Below are 15277 nucleotides of genomic sequence, written 5' to 3'. Positions count from 1 at the left end.
GCCGGCCGTTCTGTGTCGCCTCGTGGGTGACTGATCGCGCGATCGACCACTGGTGTCGGTATCGACGACTGTTTTCGGGTTATTTCCCGAAAGTGATGGGCGTTTCCTGTCAGTAGTTGCGGATCGCGCGATCGCTATGTGCTTGGTTCCGACCCAGCGATACGCGAACGGGCGGCTCACCTCTTGGCGAGAATCGGAGCACCTCGTCGCCGACATGAACCCGGCTGTCGGTTTCGTACATCTTGCGCAGCGTGTTCTCGGCGTCCAGATCCCCCTGATCCGCCAGCTGAACCAGCTCGGCAAGTGCGTCGCCCAGCCCGAAGTCGATCGGGGTGCCGGGCAACGGCATCGCACCCCAGCTGTCCCAGAGCAGTAGTTCGTCGCCGAAGCGGTGGGCGACGTCCATGATCAGGTAGGAAAGCACGAAGGCGGCGCCAGTGAATTCCACCGGGCTGATGCTGACGCCGAGGTCGTCGATCGAGCGCCCATGTCGCCGATGGCCGATCCAGGCTGCCGCCGCGGTGAGGAACGGGGAGTCATCGGAGATGGAGATGTCGTGAGGGTCGGCGACCCGGCCGCGGGGCCCGGCCAGTCCCGGGTCGAAGCGGACCCAGCTGTCGTCCAACCAGCACTCGGCCACCACGTGATCGACGCGGGAGTTCGGACGCAGATAGTCGGCGAAACCCACACGGCTCCGCGCCGGAATGTTGTGCTGACGCAGAATGCCGACGGCGATCAAGGTCTGGTCACGGCAACAGCCCTGGACTCGCTCGGCCTCCGCGCGTGGAGACAAGAGCGGGGTACCGTGCCGTTGCTGGTCGAGGTCCAGGATCGTGCTGAGCCAGCGGGCGTTGATGTCGTCATTGCTGGACTCGGGTAGCTGCGTGGTTGCGAACCGATAGTGCGCGATGAGGTTCTGTGCCACGGCGGACGCGCTGGCGATGGTCGGATCGACCTGGTCGAGGAGCGCTCCATGGCGTCCGGGATCTGAGTAGGCCGAATGTCGTGCATAGCTCGCTGAGGGCGGGCTGCAATCGGGCGGTCCGGAGCGTCGCCGCGGCGTGGAACACATGCTCGTACGCTAGCCACCGCCTTCATAAGGACGGGAAGTGCTCGCATAGGTCGATCGCGCGATCGGCCACTGGTGTCGGGATAGACGACTGTTTTCGGGTTATTTCCCGAAAGTGATGGGCGTTTCCTGTCAGTAGTTGCGGATCGCGCGATCGGCGACGCTGCGCGACCGAGGCAGTGCGGGATCCCGGCGTGCGCCGGGATGACGAGACGGCCCAGGCTGACGACACAGACCGGGCGGGAGGGGCGGCTGTGCTCAGATGGCGCGGGCGACCCAGGGGAAGCGGCGGTCGACCTGGGGGTCGTAGAGCGGGACGCCGAGCGCGTCCAGGGTCTGGATCGCCGGGTCCATCACGGTCAGGTCCTTGACGTTGTGGAAGGTGAGCACGACGAAGGTGCCGCCGGTGATCCAGACGTCGAAGGAGCCGTGGGTCGGATGGGAGAAGTGGTAAGTGTCGGTCCGCCGCCAGGTGCCGTAGACGATCGACAGTTCGTCGAGCACACGGTCGGTGTCCAGCGGGGCCACGTCTTTGACCCGGCGGCCCTTGATCAGCTTCAGATAGGTGCGCCGATCGGCCACGCGGTTGCTGCGCCGGCCGTCGGGGTAGGCCCAAAACGCCAGTTGGTAGCTCATGTCACTCCCAGGGGTACCGATCTAGGGCGAAATTTAGCGAGCGGGCCGCGCCGGTGTGGGTACCGACGCGGCCGTTTCAGCGAAATCTCGGACGAGGGTGTCGATGGGTCTCGACAAGCTCGACCAGCGGCCGGCAGAGGTCTCGACAAGCTCGACCAGCGGTGATCTCGACCGACGGGGTGACGGTCAGTCCAGCGGCTGCCGTCCGAGGGTTCCGACCAGGGCGGCGCGATAGTCGTCGCTGGAGAACCGGGCGAGTTCGGCGTGCGCATTGACGGCGTTGGTCGCGATGTCCAGGCGCTCGCACGCCTCGGCGTTCTCGGGATGGGCGGCGAAGCCCTCCAGCCGGTCGACCACCGCCTGGGCCCGACGGACCGCCCACTGCTGCTTGGAATCCAGCCGGGCCGCGTACCAATCGGAGGCCAGCACGGTCTCGCGGTCGAACAGTCCACGCACCTCGGGCGAATCGAGCTCGTGGCCGTCGGCGGTCTTCCCGAAGGCCATGATCTCGAGCAGCGCCCGCAGCGGCGGGATCGCCAGCTCGACGGTGCCGTCGTCGAAGTAGGCCTGCGCCACCCGGCGATGGGTCTCGACGATGATGTCCATGCTCTGCGCATAGATATCCAGATCCTGCAGCTCGGGCCGCAGCATCTCCGGCGTGAACACCACATGCGGGTGCAGGAAGATCCGGCCGAAGTACTTCCGCGCGAAATTCTGCGTCATCCGGTAGCCGAGCCGGCTGGCCCGCACAATGTGGCCGTCGTGCTCGAAGTCCTCCACCCGCTCCAGGTGGCCCTCGGCGATCAGGTTGCGCGCCGACCGCTCCTCGTCGGTCATCCGCGAGAACAGCTCGGGCACCAGCATCGAGATGTCGTGATCGACCCGGACGTTCGGGCCGACATAACCCGCGCAGGACACCCAGCCGTCATAGCCGGTCAGCACGTAGGACAACAGCGCCGCATTCAGGTCGATGATGGCCGGCATCGCGTTGAACGGGCCCTTGGTCAGGGCACCCTCCGAGCCGGCGCCGGTGGTGGACGGCGACTTGCCGGTCATCGAGCTGATGTACTCCATGAACAGCTCGGGCAGTTCCATGTAGTGCAGCGGGTTGTACGAGCACAGCGGCGGCACCGGGCCGTCCGGCGGATTGTTGCGGCGTCCGGCAGCGACCACGTCGACCGGCACCGGCAGCGGGGCGTCGGCGGCCAGCTTGGCCGCCAGGTGCATGGCCAGGTCGGCGGCAGCGGTCGCGGCCGCGTTCACCACGTCCGGACGGCGCTGCAGGTAGCGCGGGTTCTTCGACGGCTTGCCGTTCACCAGCCGCGGATTCGCCGACGACACCACATAGGACGGGCTGAGGTCGTCGGGCTCATCGGCGAACCGGGCCAGCAGCCCGGCCATCGGGTCGGTGAAGGCGCTGAACGCGACCGCGTCGTCTCGCATCTCGCGGGCGTCGAATCGGGTCAGTGGCTCGAAATTGGACAGGAAGTTGTCCGGTCCGGAGATGTCCAGCTCGGTCTGCTTGTCGTAGCCGCGGTGAATGGCGTCGTCCGGGCGCTGGAAGAGCAGGTTCTCGCAGTTCTGGACGTACTTGCGGGACAGCCCGATCGGGCCGGTGGGCACCGCGGTGAGATGCGCCGGGCCGACGATCGAGGCGGTGATGTCGTCCTCGGTCTGCACCTTCACCGCCGGGTTGAAGTCGTGCCGCAGCCCGAACAGCCGCCACGAGCCGTCGGTGTCGAAGCCAACCCGCAGCATGTTGACGTTGATCCGCTCGCCGTCCAGCCGCAGCGCATTGCCCTGCCGGCCGTTCATGATGCCGACGGTGAAATGGCTGCGCCAGTCGTCGCCCCACTCGGGCCGATGGAACCGCTTCACCACGAAGACCAGCTCCTTGACGTGCTGCGGAATGCTCTCCAGCCAGGCGTTGTACTCGGCGGTGAAGTCCACCTCGGACGGGGTCAGCAGCTTGATCACGCTGCCGATGGAACGTTCGTGGGACAGGATCGTCCGGGTGTCGGTGCCGCGCAGCTCCGGATCGGCGAACCGGTCGGAATGGTCGCGGGCCAGGATCGCCTCGACGGCGTCCATGTCGTTGTCGAAGTCGGCGACGTAGGCGTTGCCGAAGATGAACGCGTCGGTGATCGCCTTGGAGATCTCGGACTTGCCGCCGCCCGAGACGGTGCACGGCTTGTGGCACGAGGTGACGGTGGCGACGGTCGCCTTCAGGTCCCAGTGCCGCGGATCGGACGGCGACTGGGCCAGCTGCACCCGGTACCCGTTGGGTCCGAAATACACCTTGTCGGCGCGCAGCCGCAGGGAGCGCTCACCGGCCGGGGTGTTCCACGACACCGTCATGGTGCGCAGCGAATAGGTGGGCCGGGCCGGCACCAGCACATGCTCGGGATGCTCCCGGTCGATCGCGTGCCCCTCGGGCTGCCGGACGAAACGCTCCGGGTTGCGGGTCAGCACATCGTCGAGCCGGTAGTCGTCGCCGGCCGATTCGTCGGTGTAACCGCCGCCCAGGTTGTAGGAGGGGAAGACCAGCGCGCCGCCGGAATGCTCTTCTTCGACATTGCCGAACAGGTTCGCCGAGTAGGAGATCTGGGTCTTGACCTCCTTCTTGCAGTAGCCGAAGTAGTTGTCGGCGATCACGGTGACCATGACGCCGCGGGCGTCCCGGGCGCAGACCTTGAAGGCCTTGCCGTCGTTGTACCGCTCGTCGGGGCTCGACCAGCACATGCCGTCCCGCTTCTGCCGGTCGGTGGCGACGTCGATATGCGGCAGACCCAGGCCCTTCTTGGTCAGCTTGATCAGGTGCGGGGCGAGGATGACGCAGCCGGTGGTGCCGGTCCAGGTGCCCGGGTCGAGCGAGGCGTCGTGCTCGGGCAGGTACGGGTCGCCGCCGTTGCCGAAGATGCCTTCGACGAAGTCGAGGTTCGCCACCAGCCCACCGGGCACGATGAACCGGGTCTCCATCCGGCGTTCGGTCGCGTAGCCCGGCACACCGGGCGAGACCAGCGGACGCAGCAACAGCGAGACGAAACAGGCCGCGGGATGATCGGTCTGGGACAGGTAGGGCAGCACCAGATCGGTCTGCGGCGGCCGGAACGCTTCGGTGAGCAGCCGAGCGAAGACCGCCTTCGGGACGGCGATCTTGTCGTCCGGGATGGGCAGCCCACCTTCTGAGATGTGGAAGACGCCGGCGGTGGTCCGGCGGTCGTTCGCCGGGTTGTGCAGGACGCCGTTGGCCAGCCGGTAGCTGGACAGCAGCGGTGAGCTGAACGCATCGGCGTTCACCGGCAGCGAGAGCACCCGGGCCAGGCCGGGCTCGTCCAGCACCAGGGTGCGCCGGGGCAGATGCGGACGGTCGTCGTCGGTGCCGTCCGGGGCGGGTGCGGCGACGTCGGCCAGATAGTCGTCCAGGAACGCCTGAATCCGCTGGTCGGTGGCGCACAACCGGTCGGAGAGCCGTCGGCTGAGCTCGCGCTGACGAGCCAGGATGGGCGCGACCAGCTGCGCGCTGGTGGCCTCCTCCGCTTGCAGCGGGACGGACAGGCCGATCAGGGCAAGACGCAGATTGACCGCGGCGGCAGTGACATCAGTGGACATGTCATTCAGTCTGGTTCACCGATCGGGAGCTGTCAGGCGGTCTGTGCGACATCCCACGATTGTTACCCGGCGGTCTCAGCAGCCAGACGGTTGAGCAGCGTTCGCATCCGGGCGATCAGTTCGGCGGTGGGTTCGGCGTCCGGAACGAAGGGTTCCCCGACCAGGATGCGGACGTCGGTGTCGTGGAAGCGCCGGAAGATGACCTGCAGGGTGGCCGCCAACCACTCCCGGTCGGCCCGGGTGCGGGCTCGGCGGACCAGCGGGGTGCGCAGCGCCCGTGCCGACAGCACGCCGCCGACCGCCAACGGCACCACCCGCAGATCGGCCACGTGCCGGACGAGCAGATCGGTCGACCGCGCCCACCGCTCCAGGGACGCGACCGCGCCGTCGGTCACCATCGGGTCGGGTTCGATGGTCCCGGCCGGAAAGGTCAGCACCGCACCACCGTGCCTCAGATGTTCCCGGGCCAGTCGCAGCGCCCCGGACGGACGGTCGAGGTCCACCCAGATCAGCTGGGCAGCGACGCCGGGCAGCGCGCGGAGAAAGGGCCGGTCGAGCGCGACCACCTTCAGGTCGGGCCGCGCTTCCAGGGCCAGCATCAGGCTGAGCGCGTCGATCACGCCGGGGTGGTTCGCCACCGCCAGCAGCGGCCCGGTGGCCGGGATCAGCTCGCGGCCCACCGTGGTCAGCGAGCGCGCGAAGGTGGGGATCTCGCGGCGGGCGCCGGACGCCAGGCCGTGACCGGCCACCTCGTCGTCGAACTTCGCGATCCGGACGGCGAACCCGCGAGACGCCGGACGCAGCAGCAGCCGGGTCAGCCGGGCCCGCTCGGGCAGATGAAAGCCCCGCGCCAGATCGTCGATGGTGGCCTCGGTCAGTGCCTCCAGGCGGCTCCGATCGGACGACATGCCCCGACCCTATGCCGACCCGGCGGGAACCTCGGGGGTGGCCAGCCAGTCGTCGACCTCAGCCAGCCACCGTGCCTTGTCGCTCTCGGACGCCAGGCTGGCCCTGAGGCTGGCCCGGGCCAGTTCGGCCAGTTCGGAGTCGGTGAAACCCCAGTTCCTCGCGGGCCAGCCGGTACTGATCGGTGAGCCGGGAGAGGAACAGCAGCGGATCGTCGGCACCCAGCGCGACGGTGGCGCCGGCGTCCACCAGGCGACGCAGCGGCACCTGCGCGATGTCGTCGTAGACGCCCAGGTGCACGTTGGACGAGGGACACACCTCCAGGGCGATGCCGGAGGCGATCAGCTCCTCCAGCAGGGCCGGCTCTTCGGCGCTGCGGACGCCGTGGCCGATCCGGGTGGGCCGCAGGTGCTCCACCACCTGCCGCAGATGGCCGGGGCCGAGCAGTTCCCCGCCGTGCGGGACGCCCGGCAGCCCGGCGGCCCGGGCGATCCGGAAGGCGGGTTCCCAGTCGGAGGTCCGGCCGGAGCGTTCGTTGTTGCTCAGCCCGAAGGCGACCACCCCATCCTCACCGGCGTGACGGGCGGCCAGCCGGGCGATGGCGCGGGCGTCCAACGGGTGCCGGACGCGGCTCGCAGCCACGATGATCGCCACCTGGACACCGGTCTCGGCGCTGGCCCGCCGGGCCTCGTCCAGGATGATCTCCAGGGCCGCCGGCATGCCGCCCACATGGGGCGCGTAGCTGGACGGGTCGACCTGGAGCTCCAGCCGGCGGGAGCCCTCCGCGGCGTCGTCACGGGCAGCCTGAGCGACCACCAGCCGCAGCGCCGCCTCGCTGCACACCGACTGCCGGGCCATGTCGTAGAGCCGTTGGAAGCGGAACCAGCCGCGCTGATCGGGTGGCACCAGCAGGCCCTCGGTGTCGACCAGCGATTCGTGCAGGGCGATCCCGGCCCACTCCGACAGCGTGCGCAGCGTGGCGATGCTCATCGACCCGGTGAAGTGCAGGTGCAGATGCGCCTTCGGCAACGCATTCAGATCCCGCGGCATCGACCGATGGTGCCACAAGCGGCGGGTATCAGTCCTCGTCGCGGCGCTGCGTCGTGCCGGTGCTGCCGTCGGCGCGCTGCCAGGACACGATCAGCTCGTCGCGGGTGCCGAACCGCACCAGATGGCGTCCGACGACGTCCTCCCAGCGATCCAGTTCGGCGGGTTCGGCCCGCAGTTCGAGCAGCAGCGCGTCGCTGCCCCGGCTGAGGGTGAGTTCTGCGGTCGGGAACGAGACGCTGCCGGTTCCAGCGGTCTCGTCCCAGGCCGCGGGCACCTTGCGGCCCATGTGTGCGACCAGCTGTTTGGCGTAGCGCTCCGGGCGTGCGGTGGCGACGGCGGCGGTCGAAGTCGGGTTCATGGCAGGCAGGCTAATCGGCGTGCGCAAGGCTGTCGGGCCGCTCGTCTCAGCCTCCGAGGGACCGCATAGGGAGATGAAATTGGCCTTAGTCTTAGGTAAGCCTTACCTTGCTAACAGCTGAAGATCCCCTGACTCAGGATGTGTTTCCCTCATGACGCTCGGCACCACCGCCGTCCGCCTGGTCCGTATGGCGTGCCTGCTGACCGCACTCGCCCTCGGCGTGATCGGTTGCTCCGCCGCACCTGAGCCGGTGGCTTCGGCGGCCCAAACCCGAATGGTGACCGACATCACCGGTGCCGAGGTGCAGGTGCCCGACCGGCCGCAGCGGGTCGTCCCACTCAGCGAACCCACCCTGGACGGCGTCCTGGCACTGGGCGTGACGCCGATCGGCACCGTCTCCGGACGCGGCCAGACCGGCGTCCCCAACTACCTGGCCGAGAAGGCCGCCGGGGTGCCCCTGCTGGGCGGCATCGGCCAGCCCAACTTCGAGGCGATCGGTGCCGCCAAGCCCGATCTGATCCTGGTCGACGGCACCAGCGTCAATAACAACCCCGAAGTGCTCGAAGCGCTCAAGCAGATCGCCCCGGTGGTCTTCACCGGCTACGCCGGTGGCGAGTGGCGGACCAACTTCCGTCAGGTGGCCGCCGCGCTCGGCCTGGTCGAGCAGGGCGAAAAGGTGATTGCCGACTACGAGGCCAAGGTGGCCAGCACCCGCGAATCGCTGGGCGGCACGCGCGACAAGACATTCTCGATCGTCCGCTGGCAGGGGACGGCGCCCGCGCTGATCCTCAAGGAGCTGCCGCCCGGCCAGGCGCTGGTCGACCTGGGGCTGCGGCGTCCGACAGCCCAGGACACCTTCGGACGCGGCCACTCCGAGCCGGTCTCGCTGGAGAACCTGCAGCAGATCGACGCCGACTACATCTTCTTCGGCACGCTGGGCGGTTCCAGCGTGAGCAATCCCAAGGCCGGTGGCACCGCCGATCTGGAGGGCGCCAAGAAGGCGCTCGAGGCGGCCAAGCAGGTGCCGGGCTTCACCCGGCTCAACGCCTACCGGCAGGACCACATCATTCTCGTCGACGGCTCGGCGTGGACCTCCACCGGGGGACCGCTGCTGATGAACCGCCTGGTCGACGACGTACGCAACGCGCTCGGATGAGCAGGAGGAATCTGATGGACACGCCTTCGAAGGTGCGGAGCTGGCTGGCGGGGTCGATGGCCCTGTTGCTGCTCGGTCTCGGGCAATCGGTGGTCGCGCCATGGGCCGCGGCCGAAGAGACGGCTGAACCCACTCCGTCGGCCGAGGCGTCGGCGTCGGCGTCGGCGTCGGCGTCGCCCAAGGCTGACCCAGAGCCCACGAAGGAAGAGTCGGCCAAGCCGACCGAAAACCCCCCTGAGGCGAAGGAGACCCCGAAGCCGAAGGAGTCGGCCAAGGAGATCGTGCCGCCGAAGCCGACGCCCAGCAAGTCGGCCTCGCCCAGCAAGTCGGCGAAGCCGAAGACCTCGGTGCAGTTGGCCGCGGTGCCGAATGCTGCTGCCGCCAAGGAGGGCAAGCGGTACGACTACGCCGGGGGCGTCTCTTACTGGGTGCCCGAGCAGTGGGTGGTTGGCCGTGACCTGGTGATCAGCGGCAGCGGCTGGCTGAACACCGCTCAGGATGCGGGCTCGATCATCGCGGTGAAGCTCAATGACGGCGGCATCTCCACCAAAGAGGAGGTGAAGCATCCGGTCACCGGGGTGGTGCAGGGCAACAAGACCATCTACGCGATCGTTCAGGCGGACGCCGATGGCGAGTGGACCCTCAAACTGCCCTACCCGACCCCCGACAACAGCACCGCCGACTGGTCGGTGGGGGAGAACGCCAAGGTGACCCTGCTCACCGGATCGCTCCTCACCGGCGACGTGATCCGTTCGGCGAGCGCCGAATCGGTCGTCTCCGAGGTCCCGGCGCCCACTCCGACACCGACCGAACAGCCCACCAAGGATCCGACCCCGACCCCGACGCCCACTCCCAGCCAGACGCCGACCGACGAGCCGTCCAGCCCGGCTCCCACGCCGACTACTCCTGACTGCGCCAAACCCGGCTCCGGCAAGGTCGAGGTGACCCCGGCCACCGTCGAGCTCGGCGGAGTGCTGCATGTCACCGGCTCCGGGTTCTGCCATCCGGCCGGCGGTGGCTCCAAGATCGGCATCAAGATCGACGCCGGTGGGTTCAGCCGACTGGACGCCTCGGTGCACGCCAACAAGACCATCTGGGCGCTGATCGACGCCGCTGAAGACGGCACCTTCGCAATCGACCTGCAGCTCCCCGACGGCACCGAAGCCGGGCAGAACGGTTCTGTTCCGGCATTCGCCTCCGGGACGCATACCCTGCAGTTCCTGACCGGGTCGCTCCGCGCCGGTGACGTCCAGCGCACGATCCCCTCCGGCGCCTTCACGGTGAACGCCGCCGCCCCCGAGCCGACCCCGACCCCCACGCCCACGGAAACCTCCAGCCCGACGCCGACCCCGTCGCCCACGGCGACGCCGACGGAGGCCACCATCGAGGCTCCGGCGACGGTGAAGGTGGGCGAGCCGATCGTGGTCTCCGGCAAGGGCTGGCTGCACCCGAACGGCTCCGGCAGCGTGATCGGCGTCTTCCTCGACGCCAAGGTCTCCGGTGATCCGAACACCGTCTACACCAAGCGAGACGTGATCAATCCGCTGACCGGCCTGGTCAGCACCGATAAGCGCCAGCAGGCCGTCATCCAGGCCGCAGCCGACGGTTCGTGGACGGCAACCATTCCGTACCCGACCGCCGCGAACGCGCGACTGCTCGACGGCAGCTGGACCGAATGGGCGGTGGGTTCCAGCCACCAGATCCGGTTCCTGACCGGCTCGCTGCTGGGCGGCGACACGGTGCGCAGTGTGCCCGCCGACTTCACCATCACCGGTGACGGCCCGACTGACCCGGCGACGCAGCCGCCGACCTGGGCACACGACACCGTCACCGCGGGCGGGGCGACCGCCTGGGTGCAGAGCGAGGTGGCCACGGCGTCCGGTTCGACGATCAAGATCAAGGGCACCGGCTGGACGAACCAGGCCGGCACCGGTGCCTCGACGGTGGCACTCAAGCTGAACTACGCCGGCGGCCAGTACGCCCGCACCGGCGGCGGCATCGTGGCGCCCACAGGGGTGGCCGATCCGACCATCTGGAAGCTGCTCGCGCCGAGCGGCACGGCGGCGCATCCGAACGTGATCACCGTTCCGGCCAGCGGCAACTTCGAGATCGAGATCGACGCCCCCGAAGGGCTGAAGGAGGGTCAGTTACTGACCGCCCAGTTCCTTTCCGGACGTTTCGGTGCCAACGACACGGTGCGCAACGTCACCACCAAGCCGCTGGTCGTCGGCGGGGTTCCGTACATCGAGCAGCCCGACGATGACGACGTCACCTGCACCGCGACGTCCGCCACCCCGGTGGTGACCATCGCCGAGCCCCGGGCCAGCCTGGGCGGCACCCTGCACGTGACCGGCGCCGGCTTCTGCCACCCCGGTGAGAAGCGCGGCGGGTCGACCATCGCGATAAAGATCGACGAGGGCAACGTCAGCCGGCTGAACGACTCGCTGCACAGCAACCGGACGATCTGGACGATCATCCAGGCCAAGGCCGCCGACGGCACCTTCGACGTCGAGCTGCAGCTGCCCGACGGCACCACCAAGGGCGCCAACGGCTCCAGCCCCGCCTTCAAGGAGGGCGCGCACACGCTGCGGCTGCTGACCGGCTCGCTGAAGGACGGCGACGCCTCGCGCACAGTGCTGTCACCGGAGTTCGTGGTGGGCAAGTACCGGCCGACCGGTGTGCCCGAGCCGGTCGAGGCCACTGAGGACCTGACCTCCGCCGCCCGTAACGGGGTGCAGGCGAGCCGTACGGTGAAGGCGTTGACCGTCACCGTGCCCGGCGCCAAGGCCGGCGACTGGATCTACCTCAACACCTACTCGGGCGGTTCGCCGACCGATCCGTGGGGTGCGACCTGGTTCCGGGCCGGCGCCGACGGACGGGTGAAAGCGAGCCTGACCGGCGTGACCCTGCCGACCGGCACCAGCAAGCTCTCGGTCCAGTCCGGCAACGAGGGTGAGGTCGGCAAGCTGCTCGGCTGGACGCCGATCACGGTGGCCGGTGAGAAGGCCAACGAGACGCCGTCCGACACCACCACGACGATCCGGACGATCGTGCGAACGGTGACCACGACCACCACGTCGGCCAGCGACGACTCCTCGCCGACCAAGGTGCCCAACGCACCCGTGGAGCGGGCCAGCCAGCTGACCGGGCTGAGCAACGGCGACGCCACCGCCAAGGTGGACGGCACCAAGCTCACCGTCACCCTGCCCAAGGGCGCGGCGGACCAGTGGGTGTACGTCTACCTCTACAGCGGCGCCAGCATCGCCAAGGCCGGCTGGGTGCAGCTGACCGACGCGAAGGCGTTCAGCGTCGACCTGAAGGGGCTGGCCGACGGCCGTCACCGGGTGGTCGCGGTGAACGCGGACGGCGGGATCGTCGGCTGGGTCGAGGCCAGCAAGGGCAACGTCACCACCGCCACACCCACCACCGGCAGCCCGCAGGCACCGGCCGGTCCGGTGGCCCCTGCTGATCAGGGCACGGCGGCACTGACCCAACCCGGCACCGGATCGATGGAGCCGGTGCTGATCGGGGCGGCGGTCGCCGTCCTCGCCGCGGGACTGGTCGGGTTGCGCCGACTGGCCAAGCCGAAGGGAGTGGCGTGATGACACGCGTTCGAACCATCGCCGGTAAGGGCGTCCGGCTGCTGGCAGCGGTGCTGCTCGGCCTCGCCCTGGTGGCCCTGCCGAACCAGCCGGCTGCCGAGGCGATTCCGCCCGGCGGTCCCGGACCGAGCACGCCCGGCACCAGCTCGAGCGTTTCGCCGCGCAGCGTGCAGGCCGGGGGGGTGATCCGGTTCACCGTGCGGGGCTTCCCCAAGGGCGAAACCGTCTACATCAAGATCGACGACGGCCGGCTGTGCAGCAACACCTCGCACGGCGCCTGCGTCTACCACTCGCAGAAGATTCCCAGCTCGGGGGTGGTGAACGGCTCGTTCCGGTTGCCCGCCAACCTGAAGAAGGGCAGTCACACGCTGCGCTTCCTGGCCTCGGCCTATCGGGATCCCAAGAATCCCGGCAAGGGCACCCTGGGCTACACCAATAAGAGCCCGGCCTTCACGGTGACCGGCGGGTCGTCCGGTTCGAACCAGAACGGCAACAACAACGGTGGCTCCAGCACCACCACGACGACGACCACCACCACGACCGGGAAGCCGAAGACCGGCAAGACCACGTCGTCGGGCAAGGTGGCCAAGCCCGAGACCGGCGGCAAGGCGAAGCAGCCGAAGAAGACGCCCAGCGCGCCGGCCGCCGACACTCTGGCGCCCGACAAGGCGGGCACGGTGACCGCCGCGGTGAACGGCGACGCGGCGGTGCTCACGGTCGGCGCCGACTACGCCGGCGAATGGGCGTTCGTCTACGCCTACTCGGATCCGACGCCGCTCGGCTGGCAACTGGTCGGTGCCGACGGCACCGTCACGGTCGCCACCACCGGGCTGGCCGCCGGCGAGCACCGGCTCGCGGTGCTGGACGCCGACGGCAAGCTGCTCGGCTGGACGACCGCGGCCCTGGCCGGTTCGCAGGCACCTGCCCCCGCCCCGAGCGCGCCGGCCCCGGTGGCTCCGGCGGGTGCGGACGCGGGCCCCGGGATCGGTGTCTGGGCGCTGTCCGGTGCGGTGCTGGTCGTCGCGGCCGGCCTGGTCGTCGTGCTGCTGCGCCGCCGACGCGCCGCTGCCGCGTCCGACTGAAACTCGGTGAGCACGACAGGTACCCAACTCCGGGCGGCGACGGCGAAACCCGTCGCCGCCCGGAGCGGTCTGCTCTTCCTCGCGGCGGCGGTGCTGCTCGCGCTGGGCATGATGGCCTCGCTCGGCGTCGGATCGAACCCGATTCCGCCGGGCCGGGTGTGGCAACTGCTGTGGGCACCGGACGGCAGCTTCGACGCGGTCGTCGTCCTCGAACAGCGGCTGCCCCGCACCCTGGTGCTGGTGGTGGTCGGCGCGGCCCTGGGCGTCGCCGGCGCACTGATGCAGTCGCTGACCCGCAACCCGCTGGCCGACCCCGGCATTCTCGGCATCAACGCCGGCGCCTCGCTGGCCGTGGTGCTGGCGGTCGCCATCACCGGCATCAGCGGGATCGGCTTCTACCTGTGGTTCGCCTTCGCCGGGGCTGCGGTCGCCGCGATCGGGGTGTACCTCCTGGGCATGGCCGGGCAGGCCTCGCCCTCACCGGTGCGGCTGGCGCTGGCCGGGGTGGCGATCAGCATGGCGGTGGCGTCGCTGGTGCAGATGGTGATCCTGGCCAACGCGAACGCCTTCAACGAGTTCCGCTTCTGGGCGGCCGGCTCGGTGGAGGGACGCGGCTATTCGGTGCTGTTCGCCACCGGCGGTTTCGTGGTGATCGGCCTGGTGCTGGCCTGCTGCCTGGCGCCGGCGCTGAACGCGCTCGCCCTCGGTGAGGACACCGGACGTGCACTCGGCGTCCGGGTCGGGCTGATCCGCGGCCTGGCGGTGGCGGCGGTGACGGTGCTGGCCGGAGCGGCGACCGCGGCGGCGGGACCGATCATGTTCGTCGGACTCGGCGTGCCTTACCTGGCCCGGGCCGCGTTCGGCCCCGACCAGCGCCTGGTGCTGCCCGGTACCGCCCTGGCCGCCCCGGTGCTGTTGCTGGCTGCCGACGTGGTGGCCCGGCTGGTGGTGCTGCCCGGCGAGGTGCCGGTCGGTGTGGTGGCCGCGATTCTCGGCGGCCCGGCGTTCGTGATGATCGTCCGGCGGCCCCGGATCGAGGCCCTGTGATGAGTGACGCTGTGAGGGCGGCCGCGGTCGGTCAGGACCGCCGTCCGGGTTATCGGCGGCTGCGGCTGGGCTCGGCCACCGTGCTGCTCGAGCGGCGCACCGTCGTCGTGGCGCTGTCGGCGCTGGTCGCGTTGCTGGTGCTCGGTGCCGTCGGGCTGCTGATCGGGGACTATCCGCTCAATCTGGGTCAGGCGCTGCGGGCCCTGTTCGGTGTCGGCGGCGACCCGCTCGCCCAGTACTTCGTCCGTAGTCAGCGGGCACCCCGGGTGCTGGCCGCGATCCTGGTCGGGGCGGCGCTGGCAGTCTCGGGGGCGATCTTCCAGTCCATGTCGGACAATCCGCTGGGCAGCCCGGACATCATCGGCTTCACCACCGGATCGGCCAGTGGTGCGCTGCTGGCCATCATCGTGATCGGCGGCGGGCCGGCCGAGACGGCGATCGGTGCGTTGGTCGGCGGCGGCGTGACGGCCGCGATCGTGTATCTGCTGGCCTGGCGGCACGGGCTGACCGGGGGACGGCTGGTGCTGGTCGGCATCGGTATCGCGGCCGTCCTGCAGGGGCTCAACAACCTGCTGCTGGTGCGGGCGTCGTTGACCTCGGCGCAGACCGCCGCGCAGTGGCTGGCCGGCTCGTTCAACGCCACCGGTTGGCCGCGGGTGCTGCTGGTCGGTGTCGCGCTGCTGGTGCTGCTGCCGGCCGCCGGGCTGCTGGCCCGTCCGCTGGGGGCGCTGGTGCTGGGCGACGACCTGGCGGCCGCGC

The 15277-nt window shown here is 69.6% G+C and carries 11 protein-coding genes; 5 read left to right on the top strand and 6 right to left on the bottom strand.

Features of this window, described 5'->3' with window-relative positions; all coding sequences use genetic code 11:
• Positions 1 to 109: 109 nt before the first annotated feature.
• The 6 genes from QM624_RS16465 to QM624_RS16440 all read right to left on the bottom strand — a co-directional run bounded on the left by QM624_RS16465 (position 110) and on the right by QM624_RS16440 (position 7631).
• Positions 110 to 925 (bottom strand): transglutaminase-like domain-containing protein, encoded by an 816-nt coding sequence (locus tag QM624_RS16465; RefSeq protein ID WP_415093775.1) that lies wholly within the window; start codon positions 923 to 925, stop codon positions 110 to 112.
• A 402-nt stretch (positions 926 to 1327) separates the two neighbouring features.
• On the bottom strand, positions 1328 to 1705 hold the full coding sequence (locus QM624_RS16460) for a hypothetical protein (protein WP_415093773.1): 378 nt from the start codon (positions 1703 to 1705) through the stop codon (positions 1328 to 1330).
• Positions 1706 to 1891: 186 nt separating this feature from the next.
• Positions 1892 to 5317, bottom strand: a complete 3426-nt coding sequence (locus tag QM624_RS16455; RefSeq protein ID WP_415093771.1) for a hypothetical protein — start codon at positions 5315 to 5317, stop codon at positions 1892 to 1894.
• A 62-nt stretch (positions 5318 to 5379) separates the two neighbouring features.
• The gene (locus QM624_RS16450; RefSeq protein ID WP_415093769.1) at positions 5380 to 6225 is read right to left on the bottom strand and encodes a 1-acyl-sn-glycerol-3-phosphate acyltransferase; all 846 of its coding nucleotides are present in this window, start codon (positions 6223 to 6225) and stop codon (positions 5380 to 5382) included.
• A gap of 58 nt (positions 6226 to 6283) precedes the next feature.
• Complete coding sequence (add, locus tag QM624_RS16445) at positions 6284 to 7273, bottom strand: adenosine deaminase (protein ID WP_415093767.1); 990 nt, start codon at positions 7271 to 7273, stop codon at positions 6284 to 6286.
• A 28-nt stretch (positions 7274 to 7301) separates the two neighbouring features.
• The gene (locus QM624_RS16440) at positions 7302 to 7631 is read right to left on the bottom strand and encodes a DUF2218 domain-containing protein (RefSeq protein WP_415093765.1); all 330 of its coding nucleotides are present in this window, start codon (positions 7629 to 7631) and stop codon (positions 7302 to 7304) included.
• 151 nt (positions 7632 to 7782) lie between these two features.
• On the opposite strand from QM624_RS16440, the gene QM624_RS16435 reads away from it, so the two are divergent.
• The 5 genes from QM624_RS16435 to QM624_RS16415 all read left to right on the top strand — a co-directional run.
• Positions 7783 to 8787, top strand: a complete 1005-nt coding sequence (locus QM624_RS16435) for an ABC transporter substrate-binding protein (RefSeq protein WP_415093763.1) — start codon at positions 7783 to 7785, stop codon at positions 8785 to 8787.
• A 14-nt stretch (positions 8788 to 8801) separates the two neighbouring features.
• Entirely contained in the window at positions 8802 to 12389 is a 3588-nt protein-coding gene (locus QM624_RS16430) for a hypothetical protein (RefSeq protein WP_415093761.1), read from the top strand.
• Positions 12389 to 13471 carry a hypothetical protein gene (locus QM624_RS16425; protein ID WP_415093759.1) on the top strand — a complete coding sequence of 361 codons (1083 nt, stop codon included), beginning with the start codon at positions 12389 to 12391 and terminating at the stop codon, positions 13469 to 13471. The genes QM624_RS16430 and QM624_RS16425 overlap by 1 nt, the downstream gene beginning before the upstream one ends.
• Before the next feature lie 6 nt (positions 13472 to 13477).
• Positions 13478 to 14518, top strand: a complete 1041-nt coding sequence (locus QM624_RS16420; protein WP_415093757.1) for a FecCD family ABC transporter permease — start codon at positions 13478 to 13480, stop codon at positions 14516 to 14518.
• Positions 14518 to 15277, top strand: a 760-nt coding sequence (locus QM624_RS16415; protein WP_415093755.1) for a FecCD family ABC transporter permease, incomplete at its 3' end; no start/stop codon positions are given. The genes QM624_RS16420 and QM624_RS16415, both read left to right, overlap by 1 nt.

It is taken from the genome of Micropruina sp., assembly GCF_047606365.1.
In the GTDB taxonomy this organism is placed as follows: Bacteria; Actinomycetota; Actinomycetes; order Propionibacteriales; family Propionibacteriaceae; genus Micropruina.
This window is presented reverse-complemented; position numbering and strand designations above follow the sequence as displayed.